Source organism: Flagellimonas marina (genome assembly GCF_042651185.1).
Classification (GTDB): Bacteria; Bacteroidota; Bacteroidia; order Flavobacteriales; family Flavobacteriaceae; genus Flagellimonas; species Flagellimonas marina.
The window spans coordinates 1,492,209-1,511,123 of record NZ_JBHSCL010000004.1 but is presented as its reverse complement, the minus strand read 5'-3'; the positions used below and the strand labels follow the sequence as shown (position 1 = coordinate 1,511,123).

Annotated in this window: 12 protein-coding genes; 10 read left to right on the top strand and 2 right to left on the bottom strand. The window is 41.5% G+C overall.

Annotation, left to right across the window (positions count from 1 at the left end):
• The first annotated feature begins 55 nt into the window (after positions 1 to 55).
• The 4 genes from ACFOWS_RS10365 (at position 56) to ACFOWS_RS10350 (ending at position 7,539) form a co-directional block, all read left to right on the top strand.
• On the top strand, positions 56 to 4,465 hold the full coding sequence (locus ACFOWS_RS10365; RefSeq protein ID WP_379764516.1) for a translocation/assembly module TamB domain-containing protein: 4,410 nt from the start codon (positions 56 to 58) through the stop codon (positions 4,463 to 4,465).
• A gap of 134 nt (positions 4,466 to 4,599) precedes the next feature.
• The gene (gene pfkA, locus ACFOWS_RS10360; protein ID WP_366588504.1) at positions 4,600 to 5,586 is read left to right on the top strand and encodes a 6-phosphofructokinase; all 987 of its coding nucleotides are present in this window, start codon (positions 4,600 to 4,602) and stop codon (positions 5,584 to 5,586) included.
• Positions 5,587 to 5,608: 22 nt separating this feature from the next.
• Positions 5,609 to 6,610 (top strand): type I glyceraldehyde-3-phosphate dehydrogenase, encoded by a 1,002-nt coding sequence (gene gap, locus ACFOWS_RS10355; protein WP_366588505.1) that lies wholly within the window; start codon positions 5,609 to 5,611, stop codon positions 6,608 to 6,610.
• A gap of 77 nt (positions 6,611 to 6,687) precedes the next feature.
• A complete protein-coding gene (locus tag ACFOWS_RS10350; RefSeq protein WP_366588508.1) occupies positions 6,688 to 7,539 on the top strand; it encodes an N-acetylglucosamine kinase in 852 nt (283 codons plus the stop codon).
• Here ACFOWS_RS10350 and ACFOWS_RS10345 read toward each other — a convergent pair.
• The gene (locus tag ACFOWS_RS10345; protein WP_379764205.1) at positions 7,532 to 7,912 is read right to left on the bottom strand and encodes a RidA family protein; all 381 of its coding nucleotides are present in this window, start codon (positions 7,910 to 7,912) and stop codon (positions 7,532 to 7,534) included. The genes ACFOWS_RS10350 and ACFOWS_RS10345 overlap by 8 nt on opposite strands.
• 39 nt (positions 7,913 to 7,951) lie before the next feature.
• Entirely contained in the window at positions 7,952 to 10,651 is a 2,700-nt protein-coding gene (locus tag ACFOWS_RS10340; RefSeq protein WP_379764203.1) for a putative LPS assembly protein LptD, read from the bottom strand.
• A 130-nt stretch (positions 10,652 to 10,781) separates the two neighbouring features.
• On the opposite strand from ACFOWS_RS10340, the gene ACFOWS_RS10335 reads away from it, so the two are divergent.
• From ACFOWS_RS10335 to ACFOWS_RS10310, 6 genes are all read left to right on the top strand, one after another.
• Positions 10,782 to 11,999: an N-acetylmuramoyl-L-alanine amidase family protein gene (locus ACFOWS_RS10335; RefSeq protein ID WP_379764201.1), complete on the top strand. Its 1,218-nt coding sequence runs from the start codon at positions 10,782 to 10,784 to the stop codon at positions 11,997 to 11,999.
• Positions 12,000 to 12,063: 64 nt separating this feature from the next.
• The gene (locus ACFOWS_RS10330) at positions 12,064 to 13,035 is read left to right on the top strand and encodes an MlaD family protein (protein WP_379764199.1); all 972 of its coding nucleotides are present in this window, start codon (positions 12,064 to 12,066) and stop codon (positions 13,033 to 13,035) included.
• A gap of 6 nt (positions 13,036 to 13,041) precedes the next feature.
• Positions 13,042 to 14,370: a 4Fe-4S dicluster domain-containing protein gene (locus ACFOWS_RS10325; protein ID WP_379764514.1), complete on the top strand. Its 1,329-nt coding sequence runs from the start codon at positions 13,042 to 13,044 to the stop codon at positions 14,368 to 14,370.
• A gap of 10 nt (positions 14,371 to 14,380) precedes the next feature.
• A complete protein-coding gene (locus tag ACFOWS_RS10320) occupies positions 14,381 to 15,172 on the top strand; it encodes a (Fe-S)-binding protein (RefSeq protein WP_379764197.1) in 792 nt (263 codons plus the stop codon).
• A 74-nt stretch (positions 15,173 to 15,246) separates the two neighbouring features.
• The gene (locus ACFOWS_RS10315) at positions 15,247 to 15,729 is read left to right on the top strand and encodes an ABC transporter ATPase (protein ID WP_366588524.1); all 483 of its coding nucleotides are present in this window, start codon (positions 15,247 to 15,249) and stop codon (positions 15,727 to 15,729) included.
• Positions 15,730 to 15,975: 246 nt separating this feature from the next.
• On the top strand, positions 15,976 to 18,888 hold the full coding sequence (locus ACFOWS_RS10310; protein ID WP_379764195.1) for a glycoside hydrolase family 3 N-terminal domain-containing protein: 2,913 nt from the start codon (positions 15,976 to 15,978) through the stop codon (positions 18,886 to 18,888).
• The last annotated feature ends 27 nt before the right edge of the window (positions 18,889 to 18,915 follow it).

Sequence of the window (18,915 nt, the reverse complement as noted above, 5' to 3'; positions counted from 1 at the left end):
TCGTTTCCTGTTGGCAATTTTGCTGATTATGGTGCTGGGCTCGTTGATTTTATCCATGCCGGCCGTGCAGACCAAAATGGCAAAATATGCCATGGAATCCATAAACAATGAATTTGGCACAAATATCCAGATAGATCAAGTAAGCTTATCGCTTTTTAATTTAAATGCAGGCATAAAGGGCATTTATGTGGAAGATTATAAAAAGGATACGCTGGCGTATATTAATAAGTTGACCACTTCTGTCTTGAACATACGAAATATGGTCAACGGGAAAATGGAATTTGGGGACATTGAGGTTGATGGCCTCTTTTTCAACCTAAAAACCTACAAAGGAGAATCCGATACCAATTTGGACGTGTTTGTGGCCAAACTTGATGATGGTAAACCAAGACCTCCCGGAACCCCTCCTTTTTTTATGTCTTCTGATCAGATTGAAATCAATGAAGGCCGATTTATGCTCAGTGATGAAAATTTGGAATCTCCAGGAATATTAAATTTTACCGAACTGAAGATTCTGGCCAACGACTTTCAAATTTTGGGGCCGCAGGTTACCTTGAACATTGAAGATCTTTCCTTAGACGCAAAACGGGGGCTTCGACTTAAAAAATTGGCCACGAACTTCAAGTATACCAAAGAACAGATGCGGTTTGATGAACTTCTCATTGATACTGAACAATCTGAACTTAAAGGTAATTTGGTGTTCAATTACAATCGCGAGGATTTTGCGCAATTCGTGGACCGTGTTCAGGTTGACGCCACTTTTACGGAATCTACTGTAGCACTGAACGAAGTGAATGCTTTTTATGACGAATTTGGGCAAGATAGGATTGTTACGCTTTCGGGTGATTTTTCAGGTGTGCTCAATAAACTTATCGTAGATAATCTTTTCCTCTTTACAGACAACACAGGGGTTCGGGGGGACTTTGAGTTTGACAATATGTTCACGGACCAAGCACCGTTTGTCATTCGTGGCGATATAGACAACCTAACCTCCAGTTATTATCAATTAAGGGCATTATTGCCCAATATTTTAGGAAGGAACATTCCAGAAACTGTTCAAAAGTTGGGGCAATTTACGGTTCGGGGTGATGTTGAGGTTACGGAGACCTCCCTCGATGTAAAAATAAACCTCAATACAGCGGTGGGTAGCAGCTATATGGATGTACAAATGACAAATCTCCAAGCAAAAAATGACGCTTCCTACATTGGTTTTATATCCCTTATTGATTTTGATTTGGGAGAATTCACTAATGACGATGAATTGGGCCTCACTTCTTTGGATGTTAATGTGGAAGGAAAAGGCTTTGCTGCAGAGAATTTGAATACCGAGGTCATTGGTGATGTATACAAGCTGCAGTTCAACAAATACGAGTACAATAACATTAAGGTTTCAGGAATCTTAAAAGATCAGCTGTTTGATGGTTCCCTACTGTGCAATGACGAAAATTTCCGGTTCGATTTTAAAGGATTGGCCGATTTTGGTGGAAGGGAGAACAAGTTCAACTTTATTGCCGCAGTGGATTATGCCGATTTAAAGCAGCTCAACTTTATTGATGATAGCATCTCCATTTTCAAAGGTCATGTAAATATGGATATTGAAGGTAGAACTCTTGATGATATGGCAGGTCAGATGCGGTTCTCGAACACCACCTATCAAAATCAGAACTCCACGTATTATTTTGAGGATTTTTCGGTGTACTCCTCGTTTGACCAAGATACGGTGCGGACGGTTGAGATCAATTCACCCGACATCATTACAGGATATGTGAGAGGAAAGTTCAGGGTCAATGAAATTGGAAAATTGGTGCAGAACTCCATAGGTAGCATTTACACCAATTATAAACCCCACGAAATTTCTGAAGGGCAACATTTGGACTTCAATTTTAAGATTTACAACAAAATTGTCGATGTTTTCTTCCCAGAAGTTGCCTTTGATCCCAATACGTTTATAAGAGGAAATATTGTATCTGATGAAGGTGATTTTAAACTCACTTTTAAATCGCCCAGTATTGAAGCTTTCGGTAATAAGTTTGATAATATTGAACTTAAAATAGACAATAAGAATCCGCTCTTCAACACCTTCGTGTCCGTAGAGGACATGTCTACAAATTATTATGACATAAAGGATTTTAGTTTGATCAATACCACCTTAAAGGATACACTGTTCTTTAGAACAGAATTTAAGGGAGGTAGCGAGTACAATGACAGTTACAACCTCAATTTCTATCACACCTTTAACGAGAACAATAAATCTGTTATAGGATTAAAGAAATCTGATGTTAGTTTTAAAGGCAACACTTGGGTGCTTAACAAAGATGGGAACAGTCAGAACAAGGTCATCATTAACAGAACCCTAGACAGTATCCGAATTGAGGATGTGGTGATGGACAACAAAAATAGAGAGCAAATTCGCTTGAGAGGTGAGATTGCTGATTCAACCTATAAGGATTTGGACCTTCAATTTAAGATTGTTTCCCTCAATAAGATTACCCCCGCCATAGACAGTCTTAAATTGAATGGCTCAGTGGATGGGTTTCTGAACATCCTCCAAAAAGATGGCAAGTATTTGCCCACCTCCAGTTTAAATATCAGCAACTTTAGTGTCAATGATATTCGGTTGGGAGATTTGGAGCTGGGCATTTTTGGAAACAATGATTTGACCGAATTTGGGGTGAGCACTTGGCTCAATGACAATGGAAAGGAAAAAATGAGCATAAATGGCAAGGTTACCAATTATAATAATAAACAAGAATTGGATCTCTCCGCAAATTTCACCGATTTTAGTTTGGAACCGTTCGCTCCTTTGGGAGAAGACGTCATATCCAATATCAGGGGGAGTATCATAGGGAGTGCAAAAGTTACTGGAAGTGTCAGTAATCCTTCCATTAATGGGTCACTTAGCCTTGTTAATGCCGGTATAGGGATTCCCTACCTTAATGTGGACTATAATTTTGCCCAGTATTCCCGTGTTCGCTTATTTGATCAGAGTTTCTATTTTGAAAATATAGGCCTCTCAGATGTTGCTGAAGGCACAACGGCTACGTTGGATGGTACCATCAGCCATACCGGGTTTGAAGATTGGTATCTGGGGTTGGATGTGGATACCAAAAACAATCGGTTTATGATTCTCAACACCGAGTTTGATGAAGAGTCCCTTTACTATGGACAAGGATTTATAAATGGTACTGGAAGCATTTACGGTCCCACCGATGCACTCACCATTAAAGTGGACGCCACCACGGCTAGGGGAACTTCGCTAAAGATTCCATTAAGTGACGTGACGAGCGTTGGGGATTATTCGTTTATCAATTTTATTGAAAAAGGAGGGTCGCAATCGTTTACCGAAGAACGAGTACTGCAAGATTACCAAGGACTGGAAATGGAATTTGACCTTGCTGTTACCCCAGAGGCCGAAGTGGAAATTGTGGTGGATCAAAGCTCAGGAAGCTCACTGAAAGGTACAGGGGAAGGAATCTTGTTGATAGAGATCAATACCAACGGCAAGTTCAATATGTATGGTGAATTTGTTGCGGTTACCGGAGAATTCAACTTTAAGTATGGGGGGGTGATTGACAAAAAGTTCAAAGTGCGCCCCGGAGGTACCATTCTATGGGAACGAGATCCCTTGGCAGCACAGTTGAACTTGGAAGCGGTATATTCACTCAATGCCAACCCAGCCCCACTTTTGGATAATCCAGGATACACCGGAAGGATTCCAACTGAGGTGGTTGTACGTTTGGATGGCGAATTGGAAAGCCCAAACATTAATTTTGATATTGATTTTCCGGGTACAAACTCTGTGGTGCAGTCCGAATTGGAGTACAGGTTGCAAGACCCAACCGTAAAAGAACGGAATGCCTTTTTCCTTCTGGCGCAAGGGACCTTTGTAAATGCCCAGACCGGAATCAATCAACAAGCGGTTACTGGAAATCTTATACAAACGGCTTCAGGCTTACTCAATCAAATCTTGGCAGGCAACAATGACAAATTAAATCTGGGACTTTCCTATGAGCAAGGGCTCTTAGATCCCAATGCAGACATAAGAACTGAAGATAGGATTGGTGTTACCTTATCCACCCAAATCTCAGACCGAATCCTTATAAATGGTAGGGTGGGAGTTCCGGTAGGAGGCGTTTCGGAAACTGTGGTAGCAGGTGATGTTGAGGTTCAGGTGTTGTTGAATGAACAAGGAACCCTGAGTGCTAAAATATTCAACAGAGAAAATCAGATACAACAATTTTTGGCAGAGCGCCAAGGCTACACCCAAGGGGTAGGTCTTTCCTATCAGGTAGACTTCAACAGCTTTAAGGAGTTGATGCAAAGAGTATTCAATAAAAAGCAGGAGAGTGAAGAGGCTCCAGAACAAGAAGATTTAGAGGAACAGCCTGTACCTTTGGAAACTATGGGAAAGGATAGTTTGATTCGATTTAGGCCGAAAAAGGAGTCACCCCTAAAACAACCGTAACAAGGTTATATTTTTTCACTGTTTTTGATGAATTTCTTACGAAAACGTTTGAGGATTTCCCAGAAAACAAATAAATTATTAAGGCATTCATATTTTGAATAAAGTTTCCTAGTTTTGACCCTTTAAAATTTTGAATGGCCTCAGAAATAAAGAAAATAGGAGTTTTTACCTCCGGTGGAGACTCTCCGGGGATGAATGCGGCAATTCGCTCTGTGGTGCGTACTTGCGCGTACATGAAAATTGAGTGTGTGGGTATTTACCGAGGGTACCAGGGAATGATTGAAGGTGATTTCAAGACATTGGATGCCCGTAGCGTAAACAATATTATCAATAAAGGAGGTACAATCCTTAAATCTGCTCGCTGCCAGGAATTCAGAACAAAGGAAGGAAGGAAGAAAGCTTACGACCAATTGGTTAAGGAAGGTATTGATGCCTTTGTGGTGATTGGAGGTAATGGAAGCTTTGCCGGTGCCATGCTTTTTAATCAAGAGTTCAACTTTCCCATCATGGGAATTCCAGGCACTATAGACAATGATATTCTAGGTTCTTCCTATACCATTGGATTTGATACCGCCATTAATACGGTTGTGGATGCCATCGATAAAATTAGGGATACCGCAAGTTCGCATAACCGACTCTTCTTCGTGGAAGTAATGGGTCGCGATGTGGGCCATATTGCATTGAACGCAGGGGTAGGGGCTGGTGCCGAAGAAATATTGATACCTGAACAGAACCTAGGTTTAGAGCGTTTGCTGGATTCCTTAAAACGCAGTAAAAAATCTGGTAAGTCATCCAGTATTGTTATTGTGGCCGAAGGGGATAAAACCGGTAAGAATGTTTTCGAGCTAAAGGAATATGTAGAGGAACACCTTCCCATCTATGATGTAAGAGTGTCTGTTTTGGGACACATGCAACGTGGAGGGAATCCAAGTTGTTTTGACCGGGTTTTGGCCAGTAGAATGGGGGTAAAGGCCGTTGAAAGCTTATTGGAGGGTAAATCCAATTATATGGTGGGGATACGAGATACCAAATTGGTGTTGACACCTATCGATGAAGCCATCAAGGCCCACACAGAAATAGATAAAGAACTCATACGAGTTTCCGATATAATGACAACTTAATGTAAAAACTAAAAACGAGAACATGTCAAATTTAAAAATAGGAATCAACGGATTCGGTAGGATTGGAAGGTTGGTATTTCGCGCAACCGTAAAGAGAGACAATGTGGATGTTGTTGCCATCAATGATTTGTTGGATGTTGAGCATCTTGCTTATTTGTTGGAGTACGACTCTGTACATGGAAAGTTCGATGGTACCATTGAAGTAAAGGACGGTAACTTGGTCGTAAATGGAAAAACCATAAGAATCACAGCCGAACGTGATCCTAAAAACCTTAAATGGGATGCAGTTGGCGCTGATATCGTTGCGGAATGCACAGGTATTTTCACCACCTTGGAAACTGCCCAGTACCACATTGATGGGGGTGCTAAAAAAGTGGTTATCTCTGCTCCATCCAAAGATGCTCCCATGTTCGTTATGGGTGTAAACCATAAAGATGTAAAAGCATCAGACAACATTATTTCCAATGCTTCTTGTACCACAAACTGTCTTGCGCCTTTGGCCAAGGTGTTGAACGATGAGTTCGGTATTGAAGAAGGATTGATGACCACAGTCCACGCTACCACAGCCACCCAATTAACCGTGGATGGTCCTTCTAGAAAAGATTACAGAGGAGGTAGAAGTGCCCTTTTGAACATTATTCCAGCTGCTACAGGTGCTGCTAAGGCGGTTACCAAAGTTATCCCTTCCTTGGAAGGAAAATTGACAGGAATGGCCTTTAGGGTGCCCACTGCTGATGTTTCTGTAGTGGATTTGACCGTAAAACTTCAAAAAGAAACGTCTTATGAAGGCATTAAGGCTGCGATGAAAAAAGCTTCTGAAGGCGAATTGGCAGGTATTTTGGGTTACACTGAGGAATTGGTGGTTTCACAAGATTTTGTTGGAGACGTAAGAACCTCCATCTTTGATGCTGATGCTGGAATAGAGTTAAATTCTAAGTTTTTCAAAGTGGTTTCATGGTACGATAATGAGACCGGATATTCCAACAAATTGGTCGACTTGGCAGAGCACGCAGCCAGTCTTTAATTTTTATTTTGCCATACAATATATTTCCTGAAAGGGGTTTTGGCCCCTTTCAGGATTCACTCACTAAACTCAGACGTATGATATTAATTGTGGATAGTGGCGCCACCAAATCCGATTGGATTGCGCTGGACGATAAAGGGGAACAATTGTTCCTTACCCAAACTTTGGGACTTAGTCCAGAGGTTCTTACCCGTGAGGTAATCGAAGATCGTTTGGCGAATAATTTTGAGCTTTCCAAAAACAAAGAAGAAGTACGTCAGTTATATTTTTACGGCGCCGGTTGCGGTACCGATAGAATGAAGAAATTCTTGAAAGAAATCTTCAAGGATTTTTTTCCTAATGCCAAGACCGAGGTCCGCGAAGATACTTATGCGGCAATTTACTCCACAACCAAGATTGGTAGACAGGGTATTGTCTGCATTTTGGGGACAGGATCTAACTGCAGTTATTATGACGGTCACCAATTGTTCCAAAAAGTAACGTCTTTGGGATATATATTAATGGATGATGGTAGTGGTAATTTCTTCGGAAGAAAATTGTTGCGGGATTATTATTTTCACAAAATGCCTCAAGATTTGGGGATAAAGTTCGCCAAGGAATACAATCTGGATGCGGATGTTATCAAAGAAAACCTTTACAAACAACCCAACCCCAATACGTATTTGGCCACATTTGCCCGATTTATCATTGAAAACAAAGAGCATCCCTACTGCAAGGGAGTCATTGAAAAAGGGTTCCAGCAGTTTGTGAACAACTACATCATGCAATTTGAACTGGCCACCAAGGTTCCCATTAGTTTTGTGGGCAGTATTGCACACTTCCTTCAGGATGAACTCACCGCTTGTTTGGAACGAAATGACCTGATTTTAGGTGTAATCCGCAGAAGACCCATTGAAGGGTTGGTTGAGTTTCACAAAGAAACTATTTAACTGCAATCATTGAAATTTCAACATTTACAAACTTTGGAAGGTTGGCAACCTCTACAGTTTCCCTAGCCGGAGCGGTTTCAGGGTTAAAGTAAGTACCGTATACCTCATTGATTTGGGAAAATTGGTTCATGTCCTTGATGAAAATCGAAGTTTTCACCACGTTTTCAAAAGTCATGTCAGCAGCTTCAAGAATGGCTTTTAGGTTTTCCAAAGACTGTTTGGTCTCTGCTTTAACATCCCCTTTCAACAATTCACCCGTTGCAGGGTCTAACGCAATTTGTCCTGAAATGTAGAGCGTATCCTTTACCAACACTGCTTGGTTATAGGGACCTATGGGGGCTGGAGCATTAGGGGTATTGACTATTTTTTTCATTGATTATAGCTTTTTTGCTGGGTGTTAAAGTATTTAAAATTATCTTCTGCCACTAAAAGGTTGGCTTCTATTTTCCCATTTAAGATCACTAAGCAGAGAACTCTTTATCCCAATAAAGAAGTACCAACGCTCAAAGCGGCCAAAGGGAGTCCAATCAAAACTTAGTCTAAAACTGCTCAAGTCTCGCTGAAAGTTAAATCGGGTATCGGCAAAACCTTTGTTCTTAAAGTCGTATCCAGAATTAAATCCAACCTCCCATTTTGGCGAAAGCTGAACATTTCCGCTGAACATTAAGGAGTGGTTGGTAATTTCTTTTTCTCGGTTTCGGTTGTTATAAGTAGCAACATAGGTCAAACGCATGTCCCATGGAATCTTTGTGCCATAAATTGGATTGTCTTTATCGCCTCCTCCATCTTGATTACCCTTGTTAAAATGAGGTTGGGCATCTCGTACACCTTTAAGTTCAAAGGGGTTGGCGCCATAATCCGGATCTTGGTTAGACTGGTCACCTGCTTTCTTTTTTGCCCCGCCTTTTTGGAACATCTCACTATTAATGGAGAAACCGGTATTCAATCGTGCCGAGGTCAGTCGTAATAGTCCTCCACCATTTTTTACATTCAGGGTGTTTATTCGTCTGCCATTATTGTCTATGGCATAGGGGTCCAGGGTTGCCGAAAAATTAATGGGTACATTTTTAATGATTTCTGTGGCCCCACTAAGGTTGATGGGACTCAATTTTAATGAGTCTGCCTCAAAGTTATAACTGGTTGATAAGCTTAGGTTACTGAGGATGCTCACTTTTTTGGGTTCCGTGGCCGTAGAATCCTTGTCCCTCACTTTGGCCTCAAGGGTGTTCTGCAATGAAAAGTTTAGCGAGCTTCCACGGTTCAATGAAGGTCTTCCGTAGATACTGGTCTCGAAAGGGGTGTATTGCACTTCTTCTCCGTCCTCATCTGTATACGTATCATAAAATTGTTCAAAGGAAGGAGTGTAACTATATCCAATGGAAGGTCGCATAACATGGCGTATGGCCTGAATCTTTTTATCCTCCCCAAAATTAAAAGTACCGTAAACCACGGTTCCCACACTGGCCCCAAGGTTATATCGGTTGAAGCGGTCGAATCCGGGAATAGTGTCGGTGACCACCGCTTCTTGTTCAGTATCGTATCTGCGACGTATCGTTTCCAAGGTCCAAACATCCTCATAGCTACCGTTCAAGCTGACACTGAGGTATTTTGCTACCTTAAAGTTGGTTCCGATGGGGATTCGGTGGCGAGCACCAATTCGCGCATCCTCAAACATCTTACTTGTAAAGAAATCCTCCTCCGTAGTGGTTATGCTGTTCTGTGCATTTACATCATATTGAAAGTTGATGTTTTGTATGATTCCTTTTTTTATGCCCTCTCTTTTGGCAAAAGGAAAAATCCGTTCCATACTGGCCTGTAAAGTTGGCAAGGACATGTTGATGGACTGCGTCCTTGAGTTTTGGGTATGACTCAGGGTCAAACTGGCATTCACTGAGGGGTATTCTGGAAACGTTTTGGAATAACTTATGGAAGAGGCAAAGGTGTTGGTCTGTGAATTGTTTCGGTTAACTTGGTTTAGCGAGTTGGTATAATATTGGCTGCTTCCCAAGTTTACTGAGGCCGAAAAGCGCGAATACGGACTGGCCTTTGGGTCTTGGGTGTGCGATATTCGAATGTTATAGTTGCTTGTTCTGCTGTAATCATCAAAACCTCTTTGACTTCGGATTAAGTTTTCATAACTGACGTTGACATTCCCTCTAAATTTATAGCGTTTAGCATAAATGGATTGCCCTCTGAAACCGTAACTGCCATTGGTATAGAAGTCTCCCATCACACTAAGGTCCACATTATCACTTATGGGGAGATAATATCCACCATTTTGAAGAAAATAGCCGCGCTGCGGGTCATTCCCAAAGGTTGGGAAAAGCAATCCGGCCACTCGTCCACTGGATAAGGGAAAATAAGCAAAGGGTAAGGCAATGGGAGTGGGAACATCCACAATGTACATGTTGCTATAACCCGCAATAATTTTCTTTTTGGGCACAAACTTAGCTTTCCGCACACGAATGTAATAATCTGGGTCTGCCGTGTCCTTTGAAGTAGTCAATTTACCTTCACTTAAAAAGTAAACAGAATCGTTTTCCTTTTTTGTGATTTCAGCATAAACGTTCATGGCGTCACTCCCCAATTGGCCTACACCAGCTTGTTGCTCCGTCCTTGAATTCCAAATCAGGGCCTTTTGTGTATCAAAATTAAAACGGATGGAATCCGGTGTTACTTCATTGTCGCCCTGTTTGAAAAAGGGGAGCTGCGAATAAACTCCATTTTCATCCTTTATTCGGCCTGCATACACCTCGTTCTTCACATAGTCCATTACAATAACACCTGCCTTTAGTTCGGTATCTTGATAATAGATTTCTGCCTCATCGTATAAATAAATTTTGTTATCTTTCTGGCTAAGTTTTACGTAGTCCTTGGCCTTATATTTGATTTTGTCCAGCAATAAAGGCTGTTTTTGGGATGCGGAATCTACCTCGACAGAATCAACCTCATTGGGACTTTTAAGAAAATCGGCAGGCAGCAATGGAGCCGTGATACTATCCTGTACAGCTTTGATGGGCAAAGGTGTAATAGGGTCTTCCTGAGCTGTTAAGGTGAGTCTGCCACATAGAAGAACAAATAGGAAAACTAAAAGATGTTTGTTTGATTGCAACGTGATAAATCCTATTTTTGTGCTGGTTTGGCTCAGTTTTTGGGCTCAAACTTACATATATTTTTTGTTCCGCTTATGGGGGATTACGATATTTTTAACCAATAGAGAATACCATAATTAGTAAGTTCTTATGAATAAAAGTCGGTTTGCATTTTTAGTTTTTCTTTTCGTAGTCCTTCCCTTGACTTCTTTCACCAAAAATGATACCGAAGTACAACAGAAGGATAAGTTTATTGTAGTCTTGGACGCAGGACACGGCGGACATGACCCTGGAAATATAGGAAATGGCTTTCTAGAGAAGGATATTGCCTTAAAAGTGGTGCTTGCAGCTGGTAAGGAATTAGAGAAAGACCCATCCATAAAAGTTATCTATACTCGGGATAATGACACGTTTGTGGACCTCTTTAAACGAGGTGAGATTGCAAATGAGGCCAATGCCGATCTTTTCGTCTCCGTGCATTGCAATGCCCACAATTCAGATGCTGATGGTGCCGAGACTTTTGTATTGGGACTCCATGCCAACCAACGAAACTTTGAGGTGGCCAAAAAGGAGAACTCCGTTATTTATTTGGAAGATGATTACGCACAACGCTACGCCGAGTACGACATCAACTCACCGGAGTCTGTAATTGGACTCACCATTATGCAGGAAGAATTTTTGGACCAAAGCATTCTGCTTGGCAAAAAGCTTCAGGATAATTTTACCGTAAAGCTGAAGAGAAAAGACCGAAAGGTAAAACAAGCAGGGTTTATTGTACTCCATCAAACTTTTATGCCAAGCGTTTTAGTGGAAACTGGTTTTCTGACCAATAAAAGTGAAGGAACCTACTTAAATTCAAAAAAAGGTCAGAATGAAATGGGAAAGGCCATTGCCGATGCTGTTTTGGCCTATAAATCTGAGTTGAACACCGGAGCCGACCTCAGTTCCATTTCCAAGGAAATAGAGAATACGGAGGTAGTTGTTGAACTTCCAGAAGAAACCAAAGAGGAAGAAAAAACCCAGGAAAATACAAACGATATACCCAATAAGGAAGAAACCACCGTGGTGTCAACACCTGAAAAAGAAGTTGTAAAAACTATCGTGCCCACCAATAATGGCGTTGTATTTAAGGTGCAACTTTTGGCCAGTGCCAAAAATATCCCTTTAAGAAGTGAGAACTTTAAAGGGTTGGACATTTTGTCCAGAGAACCCTATAAGAACCTATATAGATATATGTATGGCAATGCAACAACCATGGAAGAGGCAAGAAAGCTGAAAGCCAATGCAGATGCCAAGGGCTATACCACGTCGTATATAGTGGCTTACAAGAATGGAGAACGTGTGCCATTGTCGCAAGCCACGAACTAATGGACATCTTTACCAGCCTTGTCAAAATTATTCCTAATTTTGTTTAAACCATAAACCGAATCCTTTGAAGCTATCCAGGGAAGTTAAAACGGGGGTTATCGTACTTGTAGGAATTTTTGCCTTTGTTTTTGGGCTTAGCTATTTAAAATCCTCCCCACTGTTCGACAATAATAAAACATTTTATGCCGTATACGAATCCGTAGGCGGTCTACAACCAGGCACACAAGTTTCCATAAATGGATACAGCGTGGGCAACGTGACCAATATTGGTTTTAAGGACAGCTCAGGGAAGTTGCTGGTGACGTTTTCAGTGAGTAATGAGTTTGACTTTTCCCAAAATAGTGTGGCAGAGCTTTTTGATACCGGAATCATTGGAGGTAAAGGAATACAGATTGTTCCTGTTTTTGATGGGGCCCCTATTGCCCAATCAGGAGACACCCTTCAGTCTAAAATAAAGCCGGGTATTACGGAATTAGTCCAACAAAAGTTGACACCATTGCAAATGAAGGTAGAAGGTGCTGTGTCCCATGCCGACACTTTGTTGATGAACGTGAACCAGATACTGGACGACCCCACCAAAAGAGAATTGAAGGAAACCATTGTTTCACTCAATCAATTGGTTAAAGCATTCAAGGGTAGTGCGGATAAAATAAATGTACTCTTGGAAAACAACCAAGCACAACTGGACAATTCGCTTAAAAATGTAGATAAGATTACTTCCAATTTCTCCAAACTTTCCGATTCGTTGGCAAGTGTGGATATTGCAGGAACCCTTACCAACTTCCAGACCACTGTGGATAAATTGAATGTCATCCTTGGAAAAATTGAAAAAGGCGAGGGGTCCTTGGGCAAGCTCAGCAAAGACGAGGCGTTGTACAACAATTTGGCTGAAGCTTCCAGAGAATTGGATTTGCTGCTACAAGACTTTAGGTTGAATCCCAAACGGTATGTCAACGTATCCGTATTTGGAAAAAAACAAAAGGATTATACGCTTCCAGAGAATGATCCTGCAGATTCAACACAGACCCAGAACTAGGACATGATGGAATATTTGCCCAATATACTCTTTGCTATCGCCCTGATTGTGGGCATTGGTTTCTTTACCAAGAACGTTAAAAAATTGTCACGAAACATAAAACTGGGCAAAGATGTGGACGTAAGCGACAATAAACCTCAACGTTGGAAAAACATGATCCGTATTGCTTTAGGGCAAACCAAAATGGTGGTTCGGCCCATTGCGGGACTAATGCACATTATTGTCTATGTTGGTTTTATCATCATCAATATTGAGGTATTGGAGATTATTTTGGACGGGATCTTAGGTACCCATCGATTATTTGCTCCACTCGGTGCACTGTATGATTTTCTAATAGGTTCTTTTGAAGTTTTGGCCTTATTGGTCATTGTGGCTGTTGTGGTTTTTTGGATTAGACGAAATATCATCAAGCTGAAGCGGTTCATTAAACCCGAAATGAAAGGATGGCCAAAAACCGATGGTAATCTGATTCTTTATATTGAATTGGTGTTGATGCTGTTGTTTTTGACTATGAATGCTGCCGATTACCAGTTGCAACAATTAGGAGCGGCACATTATACCAAGGCAGGCGCATTTCCCATCAGTCAGTTTATAACCCCTTTGTTTGATGGTCTTTCCGTTTCAACACTTATACTGATTGAACGTAGCGCATGGTGGCTGCACATTTTGGGCATCTTGGCCTTTTTGAATTATCTATATTATTCCAAGCATTTACATATTTTATTGGCATTCCCCAATACCTATTATGGTCGAGTAAAGCCCCAGGGTCAGTTTACAAATTTGGAATCTGTTACCAATGAGGTAAAATTGATGATGGACCCTTCCGCTGATCCGTATGCAGCTCCAGCAGAGGGCGATGATTCAGGTGAACCAGAAAAATTTGGTGCATCAGACGTAATGGATTTAAACTGGGTGCAGCTGTTGAATGCGTACACCTGTACGGAATGTGGTCGATGTACCTCGGAATGTCCCGCCAACCAAACCGGGAAGAAATTATCGCCCCGAAAAATAATGATGGATACCCGTGACCGATTGGAAGAAGTAGGGAAGGTCATAGATGCCAATAAAGGTGAATTCGTGGACAATGGCAAACAATTATTGAATGACTACATCACCCCAGAAGAACTCTGGGCGTGCACTACGTGCAATGCCTGTGTTGAGGCGTGTCCCGTAAGTATTGACCCGTTGTCCATTATTGTGGAAATGCGGCGCTATTTGGTCATGGAGCAATCCGCAGCTCCGATGGAGTTGAACAATATGATGTCCAATATTGAAAACAACGGAGCACCTTGGCCCTATAATCAAATGGACCGTTTAAATTGGGTGAACGAATAAATCAAAAACTATGAGCGAGCAACTAAAGGTCAAGACCATGCAGGAGTTTATGGCAGAGGGTAAGCAGCCAGAAATATTGTTTTGGGTAGGCTCTGCCGGTAGTTATGATGATCGCGCTAAAAAGATTTCACGGGCTTTTGTGAAGTTATTGAACAAAGCCAATGTGGACTTTGCGGTTTTGGGCACCGAAGAAAGCTCCACTGGAGATGTTGCCAAACGCGCCGGTAATGAATTTTTGTTTCAGATGCAGGCCATGATGAATATTGAGTTGTTGAACGGTTATGAAATAAAACGAATTGTAACCTGCGACCCACATTCCTTCAATACTTTAAAAAATGAGTACCCAAGTTTGGGTGGTAAATATGAAGTTGTCCACCATACGCAATATCTTAAAGAATTGATAGATAAAGGTCGGTTGACCATTGAGGGGGAAGTATACAAGGGGAAACGCATCACTTTTCACGACCCTTGCTATTTAGGTAGGGCAAATTCTGTTTATGATGCCCCTAGGGAACTGCTTTCCAAGACCAATGCAGACGTGGTGGAAATGAAGCGTCACAAAAAAACTGCGCTATGTTGTGGTGCTGGTGGCGCACAAATGTTCAAGGAACCGGAAAAAGGAGATATGGACATTAATGTGATGCGCACCAAAGAAGCTTTGCAGACGCAACCAAGCATCATAGCCACAGGCTGTCCGTATTGTAATACCATGATGACGGACGGTATTAAAGCACATGAAAAAGAAGATAGTGTTACGGTTTTGGATGTTGCTGAAGTATTGGCAAACTCCCAAGGATTATAAAATTTATGAAATGTCAGGTCGGGCCTGCCTTTGTCGGCAGACAGGCGTAGTCGAGACCTTAATAGATAGATAGCATGCTAGTAGATTTCAATCAACTTCCAGATACATCCCGAATTTGGATTTATCAATCCAATCGTAGTTTCACTGAAGAAGAGCAACAGGAAATAGCCCAGAGTCTCTCCGAATTTTTGAAAGAATGGACCGCTCATGGTAGCGCATTGCAAGCCGGTTTTGAGATGAAGTATAATCGATTCATCGTTATTGGATTGGATCAGACCAATGCCAGTGCATCGGGTTGTTCCATTGACGCATCGGTACATTTTATCCAAAGCCTGGAACAAAAATATAATGTTGAACTTTTGGATCGAATGAACGTTTCCTTTAAACAGGGAGAATTCATTGCTTACAAGCCCTTAATAGACTTCAAAAAGATGGCCAAGGCGAAAGCGGTCTCTAAAAACACTGTGGTTTTCAATAATTTAGTGGCTACCAAACAGGAATATTTGGAAAATTGGGAAGTACCTGCCAGTGAGAGTTGGCATTCCCGATTTGTATAGCTATAAAGAAGAAAAACCGTCAATTCGAGTGATTTTTCGAGATTAATTGGAGAAAAATAGTATCGAGAATAGGTTTGGATCTCTTGCAATATCAGTTCTCGATACAAAATTCTTTTAGAATTCCACTTGAACTGACAACTACCCTTAAAAATTGATTTACTCTTAAATAATCCTAATTTCTGTACATTCTTCGATGAAAAGCAATATTTTTATGTGCTGTAAGTTGATGTCATAGACAAGATATTTATGCGCATAAAGTTCTATCTCCCCATATTCCTATTCTTTTATTTGCATGCAATGGGCCAAAATCATCCATTGGTCACTAAAGATTCCCTTGTTCAAGCCAATTGGGTGAAGGGGCAATACAACAGAATGACCTTGGAAGAACGTATTGGACAGCTGTTCATGGTGAGTATTGCTTCCAATCAAGATCAGGCATCAAAGGATAGGGTGAAAAAATTGATTGAGGACGAGGGCATTGGTGGGGTTATTTTCTTGGCCGGGGGTCCAGTGCAACAAGCAAAATTAACTAACGAATATCAAGCTGCTTCCAAAATACCTTTATTGATTGGTTCTGACGCAGAGTGGGGAATGGCCATGCGATTGGATTCCACCTATGCCTTCCCCTGGAACATGACTTTGGGGGCCATTCAGGATAATGCCATTGTGGAGAAAGTTGGGTATCAAATTGGCAAACATGCCAAACGTTTGGGCGTACACATCAATTTTGCTCCAGATTTGGATGTGAACAATAACCCACAAAATCCCATCATAGGCAATCGCTCTTTTGGAGAAGACCCCAAAAATGTTGCCGAAAAAGGAATCGCCTTTGTAAAAGGAATGGAAAAGGCCGGAGTCTTATCCTGTGGGAAACATTTTCCAGGACATGGGGATACCGCTACGGACTCGCATAAAGCATTGCCCATAATTAATTCTACCCGGGAGCAATTGGATTCCATTGAGCTGTATCCCTTCAAAAGAGCCATGGAAAACGGGTTGAGCTCAATAATGATAGCGCACCTGGATGTTCCCAGTTTGGAAAGTAGGGAAGGCTACCCTTCTTCACTTTCCAATTCTATTGTTTACCAACTCCTTCAAGATGAGATGGACTTTAAGGGTTTGGTTTTTACAGATGCCCTTAATATGAAGGCGGTATCGCAATTTGCCCCTGATGGTGAAGTTGAATTACAAGCTTTTTTGGCAGGAAACGATATGCTTTTAATGCCCATAAATGTACTCAGTGCCAAGAAAAAGCTGATTGAAGCATACAACACCGGGGTTATTTCTGAAGAGCGATTGGCCCATTCGGTAAAAAAAGTATTGATGGCCAAGTACAAAGCTGGACTGTTCGATTATCGTCCTGTTGAACTCAAAAACTTGTATGAAGATTTAAATGACATCGAAAATGATGTGGTGTATGAAGAGGCTATTGAAGGTGCAATTACCATGGCCAAGAATAATTTTTCCTTGATGCCCATCAAAAAACTGGACAATAAGAAAATTGCCTATGTGCAATTTGGCGACGATTCAGGCTCCAAGTTTCACGAAACACTTAACCAGTATTTTAAGGTTACAAAAATTGAAGCTAAGGATATTGCCGGGTACAAAAAGGAATTGGCCAATTACAATCTGGTGATCATCGGCTTTCACAAAAGCAATGAAAGTCCATGGAAAGGCTATAAATTTTCCAAAAACGAGCTGTTTTGGCTCGAAGAGATTTCAAGGTTACGGACAAGCAACACTATATTGACGGTATTTGCCAAGCCGTATGCACTGTTGGACATCCTTAATTTTGATACGATGGATGGGGTGGTTATTGGATATCAAAACAGTGAAATAGCCCAAGAAAAGGCGGCCGAAGTAATTTTTGGGGCGATTGGTGCAACGGGGAAGCTTCCTGTATCCGCCCATGGGGAGTTTCCTGTCAACACTGGTGTTGATTTAAAACCTATTCAACGGTTGGGATATAGCATCCCTGAACGCGTTGGGATGAGTTCTTCTCAATTGGCCATGGTGGATACTTTGGTTCAGAATGGCTTGGATTCACTGATGTATCCAGGAGCACAGGTCCTTGTGGCCAGAAAGGGTAAAGTTATTTATCACAAGAGTTTTGGGAAACCTACCTACAATTCTCAAGAACAAGTCACAGCAGAATCCATTTACGATTTGGCCTCGTTAACTAAGATTTTATCGACACTGCCCTTGATCATGAAAATGGAAGAAGAGGGTAAGATAGCGTTGAACGATACCTTCAAGGAATTGATTCCTGAGTATGAGAGCACCGAATTAAAGGATGTAACCGTTTTAAAGGCACTGTCTCATTATGGACGTTTGCCGGCTTGGATTGCCTTTTATTTGGATACACTGACCAAAGATCGCAGACCTTCCCCCGATTTTTACAGTCGTAACCCCTCTCAAGATTTTCCGTATCAGGTGGCGGACCACTTATATCTTACCAATGCGTATAAAGACTCTATTTACAATCGCATAGGGCGTCAAAGTCTAAAATCTAACCGATACCGTTACAGTGATGTTGGCTATTATGTTTTCAAAAAGTATATTGAAGATATCTATGGCAAATCCATTGACACTTTGATCAATGAATTTCTTTACAAACCAATGGGTTTGCAGTATACGGCATTCAATCCGCTCCAGAAATACCCTAAAGAGAAAATTGTTCCTACGGAAGAGGATGACTATTACAGATACCAGACCATTCAAGGCTATGTGCACGACATGGGTGCCGCCATGCAGGGTGGAGTAGGAGGGCACGCAGGTTTGTTCAGCAATGCCAATGATGTGGCCAAAATAATGCAAATGTACCTTCAGGGCGGATATTATGGAGGAGAGCGATTTTTAAATGAACGGACCGTAAAGAAATTCAACACCTGTTATTTCTGCAATAAGAATGTTAGGCGGGGTGTCGGTTTTGATAAACCACAACTTGAAGAAAGTGGCCCAACCTGTGGATGTGTTTCCCCTAAAAGCTTTGGGCATAGTGGTTTTACGGGAACTTACACTTGGGCCGATCCCGATGCAGAGCTTGTATATGTGTTTTTGTCCAATAGAACCTACCCATCCGCCACAAATACGTTGTTGATCAGGTCGGGGTTGCGCACCAGAATTCAACGAGCTATTTATGATTCCATTATAAATTAGACAACAAATATTGACTTAGATTTGTAG